The sequence below is a fragment of the Motilibacter aurantiacus genome, from assembly GCF_011250645.1.
GTDB lineage: Bacteria > Actinomycetota > Actinomycetes > Motilibacterales > Motilibacteraceae > Motilibacter_A > Motilibacter_A aurantiacus.
The window spans coordinates 55,919-74,635 of sequence record NZ_JAANNO010000014.1 but is presented as its reverse complement, the minus strand read 5'-3'; the positions used below and the strand labels follow the sequence as shown (position 1 = coordinate 74,635).

At 72.5% G+C, this 18,717-nt stretch carries 13 protein-coding genes; 4 read left to right on the top strand and 9 right to left on the bottom strand.

All coding sequences use genetic code 11. From position 1 onward, the window contains the following. The 8 genes from G9H72_RS18395 to G9H72_RS18360 all read right to left on the bottom strand — a co-directional run. Positions 1-1,100, bottom strand: a 1,100-nt coding sequence (locus tag G9H72_RS18395; protein ID WP_166173848.1) for an Ig-like domain-containing protein, incomplete at its 3' end; no start/stop codon positions are given. A gap of 40 nt (positions 1,101-1,140) precedes the next feature. Beyond that, positions 1,141-2,118, bottom strand: a complete 978-nt coding sequence (locus G9H72_RS18390; RefSeq protein WP_331272407.1) for a substrate-binding domain-containing protein — start codon at positions 2,116-2,118, stop codon at positions 1,141-1,143. A gap of 90 nt (positions 2,119-2,208) precedes the next feature. Further along, positions 2,209-4,980 carry a hypothetical protein gene (locus G9H72_RS18385; protein WP_166173846.1) on the bottom strand — a complete coding sequence of 924 codons (2,772 nt, stop codon included), beginning with the start codon at positions 4,978-4,980 and terminating at the stop codon, positions 2,209-2,211. Continuing rightward, positions 4,980-6,977, bottom strand: a complete 1,998-nt coding sequence (locus G9H72_RS18380; protein ID WP_166173844.1) for a phosphate ABC transporter substrate-binding protein PstS — start codon at positions 6,975-6,977, stop codon at positions 4,980-4,982. The genes G9H72_RS18385 and G9H72_RS18380 overlap by 1 nt, the downstream gene beginning before the upstream one ends. Then, positions 6,974-8,290, bottom strand: a complete 1,317-nt coding sequence (locus tag G9H72_RS18375) for a PstA family ABC transporter permease (protein ID WP_166173842.1) — start codon at positions 8,288-8,290, stop codon at positions 6,974-6,976. Before G9H72_RS18375 ends, G9H72_RS18380 begins: the two co-directional genes overlap by 4 nt. After that, a complete protein-coding gene (gene pstC / locus G9H72_RS23210) occupies positions 8,287-9,330 on the bottom strand; it encodes a phosphate ABC transporter permease subunit PstC (RefSeq protein WP_331272406.1) in 1,044 nt (347 codons plus the stop codon). The genes G9H72_RS18375 and pstC overlap by 4 nt, the downstream gene beginning before the upstream one ends. Further along, positions 9,327-9,812, bottom strand: coding sequence for a hypothetical protein (locus G9H72_RS23205; RefSeq protein WP_166173840.1), 486 nt, complete (start codon positions 9,810-9,812; stop codon positions 9,327-9,329). Before G9H72_RS23205 ends, pstC begins: the two co-directional genes overlap by 4 nt. Positions 9,813-10,025: 213 nt before the next feature. Then, the gene (locus tag G9H72_RS18360) at positions 10,026-10,442 is read right to left on the bottom strand and encodes a hypothetical protein (protein WP_166173838.1); all 417 of its coding nucleotides are present in this window, start codon (positions 10,440-10,442) and stop codon (positions 10,026-10,028) included. A gap of 185 nt (positions 10,443-10,627) precedes the next feature. Here G9H72_RS18360 and G9H72_RS18355 point away from each other — a divergent pair, with 185 nt between their 5' ends. From G9H72_RS18355 to G9H72_RS18340, 4 genes are read left to right on the top strand one after another with little or no spacing between them, the layout of a single operon-like run. After that, the gene (locus G9H72_RS18355; RefSeq protein ID WP_166173836.1) at positions 10,628-12,811 is read left to right on the top strand and encodes an RNA degradosome polyphosphate kinase; all 2,184 of its coding nucleotides are present in this window, start codon (positions 10,628-10,630) and stop codon (positions 12,809-12,811) included. Further along, the gene (locus G9H72_RS23200) at positions 12,804-14,354 is read left to right on the top strand and encodes a CYTH and CHAD domain-containing protein (protein WP_166173834.1); all 1,551 of its coding nucleotides are present in this window, start codon (positions 12,804-12,806) and stop codon (positions 14,352-14,354) included. Before G9H72_RS18355 ends, G9H72_RS23200 begins: the two co-directional genes overlap by 8 nt. Before the next feature lies 1 nt (position 14,355). Beyond that, complete coding sequence (locus G9H72_RS18345; protein ID WP_166173832.1) at positions 14,356-15,234, top strand: NUDIX domain-containing protein; 879 nt, start codon at positions 14,356-14,358, stop codon at positions 15,232-15,234. Positions 15,235-15,246: 12 nt separating this feature from the next. Next, a complete protein-coding gene (locus G9H72_RS18340) occupies positions 15,247-15,915 on the top strand; it encodes a lysophospholipid acyltransferase family protein (protein WP_166173830.1) in 669 nt (222 codons plus the stop codon). Positions 15,916-16,239: 324 nt separating this feature from the next. Here the strand turns inward: G9H72_RS18340 and G9H72_RS18335 are convergent, their stop codons facing one another. Beyond that, positions 16,240-18,498 (bottom strand): PhoX family protein, encoded by a 2,259-nt coding sequence (locus G9H72_RS18335; RefSeq protein ID WP_166173858.1) that lies wholly within the window; start codon positions 18,496-18,498, stop codon positions 16,240-16,242. Positions 18,499-18,717: the final 219 nt, after the last annotated feature.

Genomic DNA, 18,717 nt, shown 5'->3' with positions numbered 1-18,717 from the left:
ACGTTCGCACCCTCCTGCTGCGGCGAGGCCGGCGCGGCCGACAGGGTCGTCGTCGTGGCGACCGGGGCCGCCGTCACGACGTAGCTCAGCACCGGGGAGGTCGAGCCGGTGACGCCGGAGCCCGACGGGGTGAACTCGGCGGTGACCGAGTTCGTGCCGACCGGCAGGCCGGTCGTCGAGTACGTCGCGGTGCCGTTGGCGACCGGCGCGGTGCCCAGCACGGTGGTTCCGTTGCGGAAGGTCACGGTGCCTGCGGCGGCCGGCGAGACCGTCGCGGTGAAGGTGACGTTCGCACCCTCCTGCTGCGGCGAGGCCGGCGCGGCCGAGAGCGTCGTCGTCGTGGCCTGCGTCGCCTGGGTGACGGTGTAGCTCACGGCCTGCGACGTGGACCCGGCGTACCCCGTGGTGGTCGGCACGAACTCGGCGGTGACCGAGTTGGCGCCGACCGGGAGCGCCGAGGTGGTGTAGGCGGCCTGGCCGTTCGCGACCGGGACCGTGCCCAGCACGGTGGAGCCGTTGCGGAACGTCACGGCACCGTCGACGCCCGCGGTCACGGAGGCCGTGAACGTGACCTCGGTGCCCTGCGGCTGCGGGCCGGCCGGCGCTGCGGCGAGGGTCGTCGTGGTGGCGTTCGCGGCGGTCCAGGTGTTGTTCTCACCGAAGGTGATCCGGCCGCGGTAGTCCCCCAGGCTCGCCGCGCCCAGAGCGGTGCGGCAGACCAGCAGGAACTCGTACGTGCCGGCCCAGTTGGTCACCGGCGGGCTGGCCAGCTGGCCCTGGTCGCGCAGCGACCGCGGCGCCGGCACGGTGAACGGCGCGGTGGAGCCGCTGGACGAGCCGTAGGTCGTCAGGGAGGTGTTCGCGACGTAGTTGAGCCCGGCCTCGGGGAAGCCCTGGCCGAAGACCCGGACGAGGATGTTCGTGGCCGGGGCAGGGCAGCCGCCCGACGTACGGAAGGCGATGCCACCCGTCTCGAGGTTGCCGCTGGTCGGGGTCACGGTCAGCGTGCCGATGTCGGCCGCGGACGCGCTCGGCGCGGCGACGACCACACCGGCCACGGCGACGAGGGCTGTCGCCCCGGCTGTGAGGATTCGCTTCATCACGTGATGCTCGCTTCCGAAGTAGGACACTCAGGCCGGATCAACGAGGAGACGAGGTGGCGGTGCGACGGGTCGTGCTGCCGCAGTCGGCGCGGGTGGCGAAGCCGTAGCGCACGATCGTGGCGGCCTGCTGGCAGACGAGCGAGTTCGAGCCGACGAAGACGGTGCTCCACGGCGCGGTGTTCTCCCGCGAGGTCGGGATGACGTTGAAGACCGGGCGGGTCACGGTGAAGTTGCCGTTCAGCGTGACCGGCGAGGCACCGTTGATCGTGCCGAGCAGCAGGGAGCCGCGGATGTCCGGGATGACCGCGGTGGACTGGGAGATGTACTGCGCGACCGAGAACGGGACGATGTCGTCCGGGCCGAAGTAGGTGCCGTTGTGCTCCTGGATCGGCTGGCCGTTCTTGCGGTCACGCAGGCACGGGTAGAGGCCCTGCGCGATCTGCGCCTCGGTGATCTGCATCTGGCCGAGCCAGAAGGAGCGCGTGCCCGAGCCGGCCTGCGGGATGTAGGGGTTGATCCCCTCGACCTCGCACTTGTAGACCGAGCGCAGCTCGTCGAGCGTGAGGTTGCGCGGGATGCCGCTGTTGCCGGTGACGGCGAAGGTGACGGCGTCGGTGGCGAACGGGACGTACGTCAGCTGCACGGGAGCGGCCGTCAGCGTCTCGCTGGAGGATCGGGCGAAGTCGACGCAGCCGTTGTTCGCGACGAGCGAGTTGATGAGGGCCGTTCGGCCGGCGCCCGAGCCGTTGGGCCGGGTGATGCCGGCACAGGCGGCATTGCTCTTGGTCTGGATCGTGGACGAGCCGATCGCGTCGTAGGACCCGATCACCTTCTGGCCGTTGACGGTCACGGCCTCGGCGAGCCCGTTCAGCACGTCCTGAGTGGTGTCGGAGCCGACGCCCGAGAGCGCGCGGTACTCGTTCTGCGGCGGGTCGGCGAGGGCCTGCGAGCTGCCCAGGCCGGCGACGGCGAGCAAGCTCGCCGCCACGATTGTGAGGAGCGAACGCTTCTTCACGGAAATGCCCTTTCAGGACGAAGTGCGAGGTGACCTAGGTGGGATGGGGAGACGTGCGGTCACGCGGAGGAAGCCCCCGACGGGTCGGGGTCACTTCCTCGGTCTGTCGGCCAGCAGGCGCAGCACCGGGCCGGCCGCCGCGGCGAGCAGGCCCACGACGAGCACGCCGAGCAGGACGTGTCGTCCCGCCCCGAGCGCCGTGCCCGGCGTCACGGCGGAGACGTTGGCGACGGGCGGGAGAGGAGCGCCCGTGGGGGCCGGGGCCGGCGACGCGGACGTCGCCGGGGGCGGCGCGGGGCTCGACGTCGCGGTGGCCCCGCTGGGAACGGTCGTCGACGAGCTGCCGGTGCTGCCGCCGCTCGTCGAGGACGTGCCGCCGCCCGGCGCCGCAGGCGTGGGCGACGGCGACGGGCTCGCTGCAGGCACCGGCGAGGCCGGCCCGCGCGACGGGGACGGCGCGGCCTGCACGGACGACGGCGAGGGGGACGCCGACGGCGAGGGCGACGGCGACGGGGAGCGCGTCGGCGTCGGCGACGGGCTCGCCGTCCGGCTCGGGCTCGGCGAGGGGCTCGGGCTCCGGGACGGCGAGGGCGACGGCGAGGGCGCCACGTAGTTGCGCAGTGCCGCGACCACCGCCTCGGTCTGGCTGCGCAGCGCCGCGGGCAGCGGGGCGTACCCCTGCGGAAGCGTGCCGGGTCGGAAACCCTCGATCTGCCCGGGGCCGGCCGCGTACTCGAGGAACGCCGCGTAGTCCCTGCGCTGGTCCGCGGTGAGCGCTGCCGGGGCGGTCGCGGCGTAGGTGACCGTCGTGAGCGGGTACGCGGCCGGGATGGCCTGCAGCGTCTCCGGGTCGGCCTGCAGCACCTGCGGCACCTCGCTCGGCACCATCGCGGCGTACCCCGCGAGCAGCGATGCCGTCGTGGGGGCCACCTCGTTGCCCGCGCTGTCGCGCAGGGTCGCCATCCCGAGGCTGTAGCGGATCGCCGTCGGCACGTCCGTGATCGCGAGCACCGCGCGGACACCCGCCCGCTGCGGCGGGTCCTTGGTGTACGACGGGGGGTTCCCGTTCGCGTTCCAGGTTGCCCGGGTGAGCAGGTCACCACGGCTCGCCGACCGCCCGGCGTCATGGAAGTCGTTGGCGTAGCCCGCGTAGTCCAGCGCGCAGAGCGGCGGCTGCGGGTCCTCCTTGGGCGCGCACGTCTGGTCCGAGCGCGGGAACGAGTCGGTGGCCGAGAGCCCGCGGTAGTTGCGGTTGACCGTCATGCCCCAGGGGTCGGGCTGGCCGTCGATGAACGCCTTCGCCTCGGGGTCGGACAGGATCCAGCGCCACAACGTCCCTGCCGCATCCGTGACGCCGGCCGTCGTCAACGCGTGGAAGGAGTCAAGACGCAGGTATTGGAATTCTGGGTTCAGCGCGATGAAATCCTTGTCCGCGCCGAGGTTCAGCGGGTTCTTCGCCAGGTACTCGAGTTCGCGGCCCATCCCTGACGGCACGGCCGCTTGGTAGGACTGGGTGAGCAGCTTGGCCACCAGTCTCGGCGAGAGCACGAGCTTGTCCACGCGCGTGCCGGTGAGCCGCCGCGCCGCGACGCTGCCCGCGTCGGTGCACCCGGTGCACTTCGGCTGGCGCTCCACGTTGAAGGCGATGGTCAGCCCGGACAGGGCCACTGGGGCGTAGACGACGGGGCGCGACGTCGGCACCGTCGCAGGGTTGACGCCGCGGCTCGTGAGGACGAGGTCGGGAGTGGGCGTCGTCAGCTTCCGCCGGGCCACGGTGTCATTCACCTGCGAGTAGGTGAACGTGGGGCCGCCGTCCGCGCAAAGGGCAGGCTGCCATCGGGTGACGGCATCCACCGGCTGCTCCTGGCCGACGACCGCTCGACTGGCCCGGTCGATGGCGCACGCGCTCTCGCTCGGCGTGAAGGACAGCGGAAAGACGATTCGCTGTTCCCAGTTGGTCGTGCTGAGCGGCGAGGACGTCAGCGCGTGGGCGCCGAGGACACGCGGCCCGTTGCCGTTCGTCTCGTACTTCCCACGCGGCACGACCACGAGCCAGCAGGGACGGCTCGGCTCGACCCGGCCGGTCGTGCGGTTGAGCCATGCAGAGCCGCAGCGCAGGCCGCTCGCCTCGCGCCCGGTCTGCATCTCGAAGGCGACCCGGCCGGTGCCGTCGGCACTGGTACGCGCCTGCGGCACCTCGGTGGTCGTGCCGGCCTGGAAGAACTCGTTGCCGTTGCTGTTGACCGTCTGGTCCGGCTGCCCCTCCTGCTCGGGGCTCTTGGCCGCGGTGAAGGGGACGTAGACCTGGGACGTGGACCGGTTCCGCGTCAGCGGCTCGGCCGGGTCCCACAGCTCCTTCTGCTGGCCGGGCTCCTTCGTCAGGTCGAAGGGGTCGATGTCCCACGGCCCGACCTCACGCCGGCCGAGGTTGCCGCGGTCGAGGCCGGAGACGCCGTACTGGCAATGCGTCCGGTCCGGCCCCTCGCTGCGCTCGTCGCCCCAGCACTGCATGATCTGCAGGAAGTCGGTGTAGTAGTCCTCGAGCGTGGGGGCGCCGCCGGTCCACGTCACCTGGACCGCCTCGTTGACGAGGTTCGTCGTCTTGGACACCGTGACCGCGAGGCTGCTGAACTCACCGCGGCCACGGCATGTCAGCGCGATGCCGTCCGAGGTGCAGGAGTCCGACCCGAGGAAGCCCCCGTCGAGGGCGAGCACCCGGTCCGGCCCGTTGGCGTCGGCCGCCACGGCCGACGGCACCGTCCCGGGCAGGCTGAGCCCGAGCGCGACCGACCCGAGCAGGCTGAGCAGGACAAGGCTGAGGCTCGCCGCGCGGGACGCACGGCGACCGAGGAGGGTCTGCATCAGCTGCGGCCCTCGGCCCCGTTGACGAACCGGGAGACCAGCGGGGGCGCGACGACGAGGCCGAGCAGCAGCAGAGCGCTGAGCACCATCACCGTGCGCTGCAGGTCCCAGCCCGATGCGGCGCTGATGGAGACCGGTGTCGCGCCCAGGTACTGGGTGCCACCGGTCCCCCCGCCGCCGGTGGTGACCACGCCGTTGGAAGCCGCGCCGCCCGGCAGCGCCGCGGCATCCGCGGCGACGACCTCACCGGTCAGCGGGTCGACGACCGGTCCGGTGGGGGCAGTGCCTGCGCCACCCGCGCCCGCCGAGCCGGCGCCGCCCGCCGAGCCCCCTCCACCGCCGCCCGCGGAGCCACCGCCGCCCGCGGAGCCACCGCCGCCGGTGGAGCCGCCGACGCCACCCGCGGCCGCGGAGCCGCCCGCGGCTCCCCCGCCCACGACCTGGCCCGTGACGGGGTCGATGGTCCCGGCCGTCGCGCCGGCGCCCGCCGTGCCGCCCGTGGCGCCGCTACCGCCCGCGCTGCCGCCGGTGGTGCCCCCCGTGCCGCCGGTGGCCCCGCCGCCGCCGTCACCGCCACCGCCGCCGCCACCGCCGTCACCGGTGGTGCCGCCGCCCGTGTCACCGCCGCCACCCGTGCCGCCTCCACCGACACCGGTGTCGATGACAGGGGTGTCCTGGGGAGCACCGGCCGTGCCCGTCGAGCACTGGAGCGCGCCCTGCTTGTCGCAGTCGGCCGGCTGCGGAGCCGTCTCGGCCAGGGTGTTGCTGCCGTCGCGGGAGAAGGTCGGGTTGTTGCACGAGGCGATGTTGACGTTCTCCGTCTCGGCGCCCGGGATCTTCGCGATCACCTCGAAGCCGGCCCGCACCAGGTTGATGGGCAGCGGGGAGTAGCCGAGGATGCCGACGTTGCGCTGGCCCTCGCAGAGGAAGTAGTTGGCGAAGGCGCCCAGGGAGCGTCCCTTGGCCGTGGTGAAGCCGCTCTCGACCGCGGTCGGCACGATCATGTAGCTGTAGCTGGACAGCGGGTACGTGCGCCGGTCGCCGCTCACGTAGACGCCGGTGAGGTCCTGGGTGAGGTCGGCCTTGATCCGGGCCTCGGTCAGCGCCACCGCGACGCTCTGGTCGGTCGGCTCGACGTAGTAGCCGCTCGCGTTGAGCATCTTCGCCACCGGGAACCCGGCGTTGATGGCGTAGGAGTACTCGACGTAGGTGATGGCCCCCTCGTTCTGGGCCTGTGACACGAACTGCGCGACGCCGTTCGAGCCCGCCTGGGCGACGAAGCTCGTCCCGCCCTTGATGCGGTACGTGGACGTCACGCCGCACGGGGTCGGAAGCCCCAGCCCGGCGCAGTAGCTGTTCCAGATGCCCGACTGCTGGGACGCCATCCAGGTGGTGAACTGCGCCGTGGTCCCCGAGCCGTCGGAGCGGACGACCGGGACGATGGTGCGCGCGGGCAGGACGAGCCCGGGGTTGTCCGCCTTGATCGCGGGGTCGGCCCAGTTCGTGATGGCACCGGTGAAGATCTTGGCGATGGTCTCGCCGGAGAGCCGCAGGTTGGTGACCCGCTGGCCGTTGATCTTCAGGTTGTACATGAAGGCGGTGCCGCCGGCCACGATGGGCATGTAGGCGAACTTGCGCGGCGGGGCCGGGTCCGGCTTGCCGTTGTCCGTGATGCCGTACGGGATCTCGGACACGCCGAAGTCGATGGTGCCGGAGCCGAACTGCTCGCGGCCGACGGACGAGCCGCCGCCGCCGTACGTCACCTTCAGCCCGAACTGCCCGACGTTGCGGACCCAGTCGCCGATGGCGTTCTCGCTCCACGTCGAGCCGGAGCCGTTGATGCTGACGTAGTCCTCGGCCGCGGCCGACGGGGCGGCGGAGAGCGCCGCGCCGGTGACCGGGACGAGCGCGAGCACCAGCAGGGCCGCTCGTCTCACGCGGACGGCGAGGGCGCGTCGCACCGTAGCCGGGATGGCGGTCTTTCCTGCTGCGCTCATTCGGAGTCTCTCCCAGTCCTGCCGCCGTCGGCGTCCAGGTCCATCCGGAATTCTTGGGTGGGCATGTCGTCCACCGGCACGTAGCCGGAGGACCTCGGTATGCGGCCGGCCCCGGCGTAGCCGGCGAAGCGGGCGGCGTCCCGGGCCGAGGCCGCGCGGCGGCGGCTCACCTGGCGTCGCGACAGCTGCCCGGGGCCTCGCCCGCCGAGGATGCGGGCGCCGATGAAGAGCAGCAGGACCAGGGCCATCAACGTCGCGGCCATGCCGAACCCGCGGGCGATCATCGTCTCCTGCGGCTGCTTCACGAGGGTGAACGTGGCCAGCGGGAGGGACACCTGCGGGTCCTTGAACGGGTTGGCGTTGATGACGGTCGAGTAGCCGGCCGTCAGCAGCACCGGCGACGTCTCGCCGATGCCGCGCGCCGTCCCCAGGATCACCGCGGTGGTGAGCCCGGAGCGGGCCGTGGGCAGGACCACCGTCCAGACCGTGCGCCACCGGGACGCACCGAGGGCGAGGGACGCCTCGATGAGCGTGCCCGGGACGAGGCGCAGCACGACGTCGGAAGCGCGCACGATGATCGGCAGCATCATGACGCTGATCGCCAGCGCTGCGGCGAGCCCGCTGCGCGGCACCTTGATGGAGACCGGGCCGAGCTCGATCCCGATGATGAGCGCCGAGTAGACGAAGAGCCCTGCGATGACCGAGGGAAGCGCGGTCATCGCCTCGGTGATGGTCCGCACGACCCGGCTGAACCGCCCCGGGAACTGCGACAGGAAGACCGCGGCGGTGATCCCCAGCGGGACCGTGATGAGCAGCGCGATGGAGATCTGCTCGAGCGTCCCGACGAGGGCGTGCTGCATGCCGCCGACCGTGAGCGGCTCGAGCGGCCCCGCGTCGGAAAGGTCGTCGGTGAAGAAGCTGGCGTTGCCGAGGGCGTCCCGCGCGCGCCAGAAGGTGAAGCCGACCACGACGACCAGGGCGAGCAGCATGACGAAGCCGAGCGTGTGCGCGGCAACGGCGGCGAGCCGGTCGCGGACGTACGTCCCCGGCTCCTCGACCCAGACGAGAAGGGCGTAGATCGCGACGAAGAGCGCGTAGGAGACGGCGACGAAGCCGAGCAGCCCGCTGAACGGCGTGAGCCGGGTGAAGAGCAGGGACGCGAACGACACCGCCGCCACGGCTGCTCCGAGCAGGGCGAGCACGTCGGCCTGGCGGACGGTGGAGAGGTTGCGGCGCTGCTCGGCCTGCTCCGGTGCGATGCCCGGCCGGGCCACCGCCTGCTGTGCGGGGCGGGAAAGGGTCGGCGCGCTCATTCGCTCACCGCCCCGGACCGGCTGCGCGACACGATGACCGCGGCGAGCGAGTTCACGACGAGGGTGAGCGCGAAGAGGGTCAGCCCGGCCGCGAAGAGCGCCGACAGCGCGAAGGTCGAGGACTCGCCGTAGCGCAGCGCGATGAGCGAGGAGATCGAGCTCGCGCCGCTCTGCAGGATGTGCGGCTGCACCTCGAAGAGCGGGGAGATGACCATGAACACGGCGATGGTCTCGCCGAACGCGCGGCCCAGGCCGAGCATGGTCCCGCCGATCATGCCGCCGCGCGCGAACGGCAGCACGACCGATCGGATCATGCCCCACTTGGTGGCGCCGAGGGCGTACGCGCCCTCCCGCTCACCGATGGGCGCCTGGGCGAAGACCTCGCGCATGATCGAGCAGATGACCGGCGAGACCATCATCGCGACGACCAGGCCGGCGATGAACGTCGAGGACTGGAAGACCGAGTTGTTGCCCAGCGGGTCCCGCATGTCGACCCCGTCGACGGTGAGGAACGGGACCCAGCCGAAGTACGTCGCCAGCCAGCGCGGCAGCCCCTCGCCCTTCGGGCCGTGCACCAGCAGCTCCGGCTGCAGCAGGTAGAGGCCCCAGAGGCCGTAGACGACGCTCGGCACGGCTGCCATCAGGTCCACGAGGTTGATGAGCATTCGCTGGATGCGGCGCGGGGCGTACTCGGAGATGTAGAGCGCGGTGCCCACGGCCAGCGGCACGGCGACCAGGATGGCGACCGCCGCGATGAGGATGGTGCCGACGAGGATCGCGACGACGCCGAAGTTGCCGGAGTCCGGGTCCCACGCCTCGGTGGTGAAGAAGGACCAGCCCGCCTCGCCCAGCGCGTCACCGGCTCGGGTGGCCAGGAAGAACCCGACGAGCCCCATGATGACGAGCACGGCGAGCCCGGAGCCGGTGGTGACCCGCTTGAACGCCCGGTCCGCGCCGCTCAGCTTCTTGCCGAACGCGCGGGGGACGTCGCCGTCGGGCCCGCCGAGTGGGGCGGCCGGGTCGGTGATGACCGCGCTCACGGAAGGTCCCCCCGGTGGGACGAGCCCAGTGGCTCGGGGAGGGCCGCGTCGAGCGGCGCGGGGTCGGATACCAAGAGAGGTCCGTCCGTTCGGGCGACGGAGGCGGTGACGACGGCCTCCAGCGCGTGGTCGAGGCTGTAGGCGGACTCGCGGGCCCGCGCGTACTGACGGGCGCTGTGGGCGACCGTCTGGTCGTCGAGGTCGAGCCGCCACCCCCACTGGCCGGTGTCGACGTCGAGGAACTGCGCCGTCACGACCTCCCCCACCCGCGCGCGGAGAGCGAGAACGGCGTCGTGGCAGGCGGCGAAGCCCGGGTACGCCCGGGCACTGACGGCGAGGCCCCGGTTGTTCGCCGAGCGCAGCCGCCAGGTCACCCGCAGGCCCTGCCGCACGCCGGCGGCACGGAACTCTCGGACAGCGAGGTTTCGTTGCCCCGGTGTCGGGTACGGCTCGGCAGCGAAGACGAACTTCGGCTGGCCCACCGGGCGCTCCTTCAGGGGTTGCCGTGCCGGTACCACGTTCGGGACGAGGTCGGGCCACGGCGGGGATGCCGCGGACTGCGGCCGAGAAGAAGGTCGCGGGGTCAGCCGACCGGGCGAGGACGCCGAGCTGAACAACACATGTCGGCCTCATGTGGCGCGAGGCGCAGCCGGACGAAAGCTCCCAGCCGGGCATGCGGCCCATCGGCGCATCTGTCAGCTCTGCACGCGGACCCGTCGGCGCGCGGTGTCCAGCAGCTCCTGCGCCCGGGCCGGCGTTCCCACGGCCGGGAGGAAGCGATGGACGACCGGCTGGGCCGTCGCCGTGCGGGCCGCGTCGCGGAAGAGCCCCAGCGCGGCCTCGCACTCGGCCCGGCGCAGGTAGTCCCGGCTCGCGGCCGCCACGACCTCGCCGCGCAGGCTCGCCTTCCACCGCCAGCGGCCGCTCTCGTCCTGCTCCAGCCAGTGCACGGCCGCGTCGGCCTCGGCCCGCAGGGCGTCGACCGCGGCTACGGTGTCGGGAAGCAGCGGGTACGACCGCGCGGCACGGCCGAGCTCGCGGTTGTTGGCGGAGACGAGCCGCCACTCGATCCCCCTGCCCCGGTCGAAGAACTGGAAGCGCGAGCTGGCCATCAGGAGCCTCTCAGGGATAGGCGGAGCCGCCGGGGTGGCCGACATGGTCCTCGGTCCCGCGTTACGGCCCGGGTACGCCGCGGTGAACGCCGGACATCGGCTTGCCTGCGCTGCGGCGGCTCGCTCCCCCGCCGAGCTCCGGGCTGCCCGTTTCCGTGCCTGCCACGGATGGGACGATGTGATCCATGAGCGTCGAGCCCGAAGCGCGCCCTGCCGTCCCGACGGCGGCCTCGTCGTCGCAGCCCGACGGCCCCAGCGGCGCGAGCGGCACCGGTGGCCCGGACAGCCCGGACAGCGTTCCCCTGCCTGGCGACCGCTTCCTGGACCGGGAGCTCTCCTGGCTGCGGTTCAACCAGCGGGTCCTGGAGCTGGCCGAGGACCCCGACGTGCCGCTCCTGGAGCGGGCCCGCTTCCTCGCGATCTTCGCGAGCAACCTCGACGAGTTCTTCATGGTCAGGGTCGCGGGGCTCAAGCGCCGCATGGCCACCGGCCTGGCGGTCCGCGCGGCCAGTGGCCTGCAGCCGCGCCAGGTGCTCGAGCGCGTCTCGGAGCAGGCGCGCGAGCTGATGCGCCGCCACTCCGACGACTACCGGGACGTGGTGCACCCCGCGCTCTGCGACGCCGGCATCGAGATCGTGCGCTGGGACGACCTCGGGGACGAGGAGCAGGACTCGCTGCACCAGCTCTTCCGGGACCGCATCTTCCCGGTCCTGACCCCGCTGGCGGTCGACCCCGCGCATCCCTTCCCCTACATCTCCGGCCTGAGCCTCAACCTGGCGGTCATCGTCCGGAACCCCAACACCGGCACCGAGCACTTCGCCCGCATCAAGGTGCCGCCGGTCCTGCCCCGCTTCACGCGCGCGTCCGCCCAGCGCTTCGTCCCCCTCGAGGACGTCATCTCGGCGCACCTGCAGCAGCTCTTCCCCGGCATGCAGGTCCTGCAGCACCACATGTTCCGGGTCACCCGCAACGAGGACCTCGAGGTCGACGAGGACGAGGCCGAGAACCTCCTGCAGGCGCTGGAGCGCGAGCTGATGCGGCGCCGGTTCGGGCCGCCCGTCCGGCTCGAGGTCGAGGAGACGATCGACCCGCACCTGCTCGACCTGCTCAAGGGCGAGCTGGGCGTGGGCGACGACGACGTCTTCGCGCTGCCCGGGCCGCTGGACCTGACCGGCCTGCACGCGATCGCCGACCTGGACCGTCCGGAGCTGAAGTTCGCGCCCTTCGTGCCGGGCACGCACCGCGACCTGGTGGACGTGGAGGCCCGCGAGGCCTCGATCTTCGCGAAGATCCGGCAGGGCGAGATCCTCGTGCAGCACCCCTACGACTCGTTCGCGACGAGCGTCCAGGCCTTCATCGAGCAGGCCGCCGCGGACCCGGGCGTGCTCGCCATCAAGCAGACGCTCTACCGCACGAGCGGCGACTCCCCCATCGTCGACGCGCTGATCGACGCGGCGGAGGCCGGCAAGCAGGTCCTCGTGCTCGTCGAGATCAAGGCCCGCTTCGACGAGTCGGCGAACATCAAGTGGGCCCGCAAGCTCGAGCAGGCGGGGTGCCACGTCGTCTACGGCCTGGTCGGCCTGAAGACGCACTGCAAAGCAGCACTCGTGATCCGTGAAGAGAAGGACGGGCTTCGCCGGTACGTCCACATGGGGACGGGCAACTACAACCCCAAGACCGCCCGTCTCTACGAGGACTTCGGGCTGCTCACCTGCGACGAGGAGGTCGGGGCGGACCTGACCAACCTCTTCAACACCCTGTCCGGCTTCGCCCTCGGGACCGGCCGTTACAAGCGGATCCTCGTCGCCCCCGAGTCCATGCGTTCCGGCATCGTCGAGCGCATCGAGCAGCAGGCTGCGGCCGCGCGTGCCGGGCGGCCGGCCCGGGTGCGCATCAAGGTGAACTCCCTCGTCGACGAGGCGGTCATCGACGCGCTCTACCGCGCGAGCCAGGCCGGCGTCGACGTCGAGCTCTGGGTACGCGGCATCTGCGCGCTGCGGCCCGGTGTCCCGGGGCTCTCGGACCGCATCCGCGTGGTCAGCATCCTCGGCCGGTTCCTGGAGCACTCGCGGCTCTTCCAGTTCGGCGTCGGCGAGACCTGCGAAACGTGGTTCGGCAGTGCCGACATGATGCACCGCAACCTGGACCGCCGGATCGAGACCTTGGTCCGCCTGGTGAGCCCGGAGCACGTCGCCGAGCTCGACACCCTGCTCGACCTCGGGTTCGACCGCGGCACGGCTGCCTGGGAGCTGGACGGGGAAGGGGTGTGGACACGACGGTCCCAGGACGACGACGGCCAGCCGCTGCGCGACCTGCAGGACCACCTCATGACCGTGAAGCAGCGTGGAGCGAGGAGTGCGCGTGGCTGACGACAAGGACACCCGGGCCGAGACCTACCGCGAGAGCGAGCGCAAGTTCCGCATCCACGGGCTCTTCTCGCTGCCCGACCTCTCCGGGACGGGCGTCGTCGCGGCGGTCGAGGAGCGTGGCACGCACGAGCTGACCGCGCTCTACCACGACACCGGGGACCTCCGGCTGGCGCGCGAGGGCATCACGCTGCGCCGCCGGGAGGGCGGCTCCGACGCCGGATGGCACCTCAAGCTGCCGGTGAACGGCGTGGGCTCGGGGGTGCGGGACGAGGTTCGCCTCCCCCTCGACGCGGGCGGCGCCGGGGACGTCCCGCAGGAGCTGCGCGAGCTGGTCACCGCCGTGACGCGCAGCGCACCCCTCGTCGTCGTGGCGACCCTGCGGACGAGGCGGGCCTCGCGGGTGCTGCGTACCGAGGACGGCCGCGAGCTGGCCGAGCTGACCGACGACGACGTCTCGGTGGTCGACGGCGACCGTGTCGTCGTGAAGTTCCGCGAGCTCGAGCTGGAGGACGTGCAGGCCCGGGCCGGGGAGCTCGACGAGGTGGTGGCCCGGCTGCTGAGCGCGGGGGCCGTGCCCGGCGAGTTCACCTCCAAGGCGGTGCGCGCGCTCGGCCCGATGGCGAGCGCCCCCTCCGACGTGCCGGAGCTGCCGCCGGTCGGGCCCAAGGACAGCGCCGCGACGCTGGTGCGGGCCTACATCGCCGGGCAGGCGCGCAAGCTGCGCGAGAGCGACCTCGGCGTCCGGCGTGACGAGGAGGACTCGATCCACCAGATGCGCGTGGCCGCGCGCCGGCTGCGCAGCGGGCTGAAGGTCTTCCGCCCGCTGCTGGACCGCGAGTGGGCCGACGCGCTGCGCGAGGAGCTCAAGTGGCTGGCCGGTGAGCTGAGCGCCGCCCGTGACCGCGAGGTGCTGCGCGAGCGGCTCGACGAGGCGGTCAAGCACCTGCCCGAGCACGTCGAGCCGCTGGCGGCCCGCAGCCTGATCGACCGCCACCTGGGCAAGGAGGCCGACGACGGCCGGGAGCAGGCGCTCACGGCCATGCGCAGCGAGCGCTACGTCGCCCTGCACGACGCCCTCGTCGACGCCGTCAACGCGCTGCCCACCACCGAGGCGGCCGCCCAGCCGTGCTCGCGCGCCCTGCCTCCACTGGTGGCGAAGGCCTGGAAGCGGCTCGACCGCGACGTGAAGGGGCTGCGCCTCGACGGGCACGACGACGAGTGGCACGAGGCGCGCAAGGCCGCCAAGCAGGCGCGCTACGCGTGCGAGGCGGTCGCGCCGGCCCTGGGAAAGCCGGCCAAGCAGCTCGCCAAGCAGATCGAGCGGGTGACCGAGCACCTCGGCGAGCACATGGACGCCTCGATCGCCGCGCAGACCCTGCAGGGGTTCGCGGCCGGCGCCCACGTGGGCGGCCGTACCGGGTTCGCCCTCGGGCTGCTCTACTGCGACGAGCGCGCGGCGGTGGACCTGGCGCGCCACCAGTTCCTCGAGCTCTGGCCCGAGGTCGCCGACCCGAAGCACCGGCGCTGGCTGCGACCGGGCTGACGTGAGCAACGGAGGGACAGTGCTGGCCGCCGGCGCCCTCGTCCGGCGGCCGGGCCCGAGCGGCCCAGAAGTGCTCCTGGTCCACCGTCCCAAGTACGACGACTGGTCCTTCCCCAAGGGCAAGCTCGACGAGGGCGAGCACGTCCTCGCGGCGGCCCGTCGGGAGGTGCGGGAGGAGACCGGGCTCGACGTCGTGCTCGGTCGGCCGCTCACCACCCAGCGCTACCAGGTGTCCGGCCGCGACAAGGCCGTCTCCTACTGGGCCGCGCGCCCGACCGGCGGGCAGTTCGTCCCGACGCACGAGGTCGACCGGTGCGAGTGGCTGCCGTTCGACGCCGCGCGCCGGCGACTCACGCGCCCCCGCGACGCCGCGCTGGTGGGCGAGCTTGCAGCGGGCCCGGGCGAGACCGTGCCGCTCGTCGTCCTGCGCCACGCCAAGCCGGTCGCCCGCGACGAGTGGGCCGGCGCCGCGGACGACAGGCCCCTGGACGGGCGCGGGCGGGCCACGGCGGACGCTCTCGTCCCGCTGCTCGCGGCGTACGGCATCGAGCGGCTGGTGACCTCCGACACCGTCCGTACCGTCGACACGATCGCCCCGTACGCCGCGGCCCACTCGCTGCCGCTGGAGGCGCACCCGCTGCTCAGCGAAGAGGGCTTCCGGAACGCCGGTTCTGCTGCCGTCACCGAGCTGCGCGCCTTGCTGGATGCCCCGGTCCCGACCGCGATCTGCACCCACAAGGCCCTGCTGCTCCCCGTCGTCCGCGCGCTGTGCGCGCTCTGCCCGGCCGCCGCCCCGTCCCAGCCCCTGGCCGCCGGCGGCTTCTGGGTGCTTCACGCGGCCGACGGCACGGTGGTCGCCGTCGAGACCCACGAGGCGTAGGAGAATGTTCAGGTGTTGTACTTCATCCTGCGCCGACTGCTGGGCGTCCTGCTCCGAACGTTCTGGCGCCCGGTGGTCGAGGGCCGGGAGCACATCCCGCGCGAGGGCCGGGTCATCGTGGCCAGCAACCACCTGTCGTTCATCGACAGCATCCTTCTCCCGCTGGTCGTGACCGAGCGGCGCATCACTTTCCTCGCCAAGAGCGAGTACTTCACCGACCGCAGCCTGCGCAACCTGCCGTCCCGCTGGTTCTTCACCGCCATGGGGGCAGTCCCCGTCCCCCGGGGAGAGGCGCGTGCGGCCCAGGCCTCGCTCGACACCGCCCTGGAGATCCTGAAGCGGGAGGAGGCCTTCGGCATCTACCCGGAGGGCACGCGCTCACGTGACGGGCGGCTCTACCGCGGCCGGGTGGGCGTGGCCTGGCTCGCCTTCGCCGCCGACGCCCCCGTCCTGCCCGTGGGCCTCATCGGGACGGACAAGGTGCAGCCGGTCGGCGCCCGCTTCCCGCGGATCGCCAGGGTGACGGTCCGCTTCGCTCCCCCGATCCAGCCCAAGGAGTACGCCGCCACCGCTCCCGGGCTGGCCCGCCGGCAGCTGACCGACGACGTCATCGACGCCATCGGCCGGCTGACCGGGCAGGAGCGCGCGCCGGGCTACAACGAGCTGCCCGCCGAGGACTGAGCCGGTCAGGCCCGACGGCGCGGGATCAGCACCAGCGCCACGCCCACGACCGCCGTCACGCTCATCGCCACCGCGACGGCCCGGCCGAACGCGGCCCCGAAGTCCTCGCTCAGTGCCCGGTCACGAGGCCGAGCAGGACGCTCAGCACGACCCCGACCCCCAGGACCGTCCCCGTGAGGCGGAGGGCGGCTCCGGCCTCCCGCTGCGCAGAGTTGCTCATGACCGTGGTGTGTGCAGCGGGAGCAGCAGGCAAACGTCGGGGCTGGAACGACGGAGCCGGGGCCGCCTGCTCGGCGGCCCCGGCTCCCCGGTCAGCTGTCGGTGCTACTTCTTCGCCGCGACGCGCCGCTCGGCGCGCTCGGCGTCACGAGCAGCCCGTCCGCCGGACCCGATGCGCTTGTCGCCACGGGTCTTGTAGACCACGGCGACGCTCGGGCGCGGGAAGGGGCGGGTCGCCGAGCGGTCCGGCCACGAGCTCTTCGGGTTGTCGAAGGTCGCGCCGCCGTACTCGCCCGGGTGCTGGACGGCGACGAAGAGGCTGTCGCCGTCCCAGGTGATGAGCGGGCCGCAGGTCTCGGCGCCGCGCGGCACCGTGAGGAACTGCTTGAGGTGGCCGCGCTCCGGGCCCTGCACGGGGACGGCGAAGAGGCCGTCGTTGCCACCGAGCAGGCCGGTCGTGCCCTCGACCTGGTTCACGAACGACAGCGAGTTGCCGTCGGTCGAGATCCAGAGGTTGCCGTGCGGGTCGAAGGCCACGTTGTCCGGGCAGGAGATCGGGCTGACCTTGGACTTGTCGTAGCCCGCGAAGTACGTCTCCGGGCGCTCGGGGTCGCCGGCGACGATGAAGATGCGCCAGGTGAAGGTGAGCGAGGCGTGGTCGTTGCCGGCCTCCTCCCACTCGAGCACGTGGCCGTTGCGGTTGCCGCTCTGCAGGGTGTCCTGCCCGGTCGTGGCGTTGAACGCGTACGAACGGCCGAGCGGGTTGGCCTCGTCGGCCTGCGCCACCGTGCGGTTGGAGTTGTTGGTGAGCGCGGCGTACACGCGGCCCGTGACGGGGTTCGGCTCGATGTCCTCGGGCCGGTCCATCTTGGTCGGCACCAGGGCCGGGTCGACGACGACCTCCGCCCCGTTGACGAGCACCGGGTTGCCGTTGGCGTCGAGCTGCTTGCCGAGGCGGTCGGCGGCCAGGCGGGTGAAGGTGAGCACCCAGGCGACCGACTTGCCGGGGATCATGGACTGGCCGTTGACCACCAGCGGGATCCAGCGGCCCGTGCCGTCGAACTCGCCGTCCGCCGGGAGGGTCCCGGTGCCGTTCGCGTTGCCGTTGAGCTCGCTCTTCGGGCTGTCGCCGCTGAACTGGGCGACGTAGAGGTCGCCCTCGGACAGCAGCGTCATGTTGTGCGCACGGTCCGCGGCCGTGCGGCCGGGGCGGTACTTGTTGCGCGACACGAACTTGTAGATGTAGTCGAAGCGCTCGTCGTCACCGGAGTAGGCGACCGCGCGGCCGTCGGCGGCGATGGAGATCGAGGCGCCCTCGTGCTTGAAGCGGCCGAGCGCGGTGTGCTTGACCGGCGGGGCCGAGGGGTTCGTGGGGTCGACCTCGACGACCCAGCCGAAGCGGTTGGCCTCGTTGGGCTCCTTGGCGAGGTCGAAGCGCGGGTCGATCTCCTCCCAGCGGCGCGAGGACAGGCCGCTGGTGGCGATGCCGTAGCGGGCGAGCCGGCGCTCCGGGTCCTGCACCGTGGTGCTGGCGCCGAAGTACTGGTTGAAGTTCTCCTCGCCGTGCAGCGTGGTGCCCCACGGGGTGGTGCCGCCGGCGCAGTTGTTCAGCGTGCCGAGCACCAGCTTGCCGGTCGGGTCGGCCGAGGTCCTGAGGTACTGCGAGCCGGCGGCCGGGCCGTCGACGACGAACGGCGTCGAGACCGTGATGCGACGGTTGACCGACCGGTCCGCCGAGCGCTCCCACTCGCCGTGGCGGCCGACGCGCTCGATCTTCACCACGGAGATGCCGTGCGCCATCATCGCGATGCGCTTCTGCTCGGCTGTGGTGTTCGTGGCGGTGGTGACGCCGGGGAACATCATCTGCTCGTCGGTGTACTCGTGGTTGACCACGAGGAGGGCCGTGTCGCCGTCCCGGGTGTAGGGCAGCACCGCGACGTAGTCGCAGTTGTAGCCGAACTGCTGCGCCTGCGCGGACGCGGTCTGGTTCAGCGGGTCGAAGGCCGGCGCGCCCGCGAGCACCGGGTCGCCCCAGCGCATGACCACGCTGTACGCGTAGTCGTCGCCCGTCGGGACGACGAGCTCGTCGCGGTTGTTCGGCGCGACGGCGACGAACTCGAGGGCGCCGTCGCCGTTCGTGGCGATGCCGATCGGGCTGGGGACCCGGGGCAGCTTCGGGGCGGCCGAGGCCGAGCGCGTGTCGAGGGCCTGACCCGCCATGACGACGAGCGCGGAGGCGCCGGCGGCCTTGAACAGCGCGCGCCGGGTCAGGACGCCCTCGATGACGTCCTTGATGTAGGGGTTGTCCGTGGTGTTCGGGACGGGCTTGTCACAGGCGTTGCCGCAGCGGTAGAGGCACGTCATGTGGCTGCGGCTGCCGTGGCGGGTGCCCAGCAGCGGCAGCAGTCGACGGCGGTTGGTGGCGTCTTCGAGGTCCGACACGATTCCCCTCGCGGTGCAGAAGTCTCAGGCGTCATGCGCGCCGTACTCGGCGCGACCGCCCGCACGCTATGCAGCCGGGGCGCGAGCCGGATGAATCGAACGTGAACAGAGCGTGGAGAACGCACGACGCGACCTGGAGCT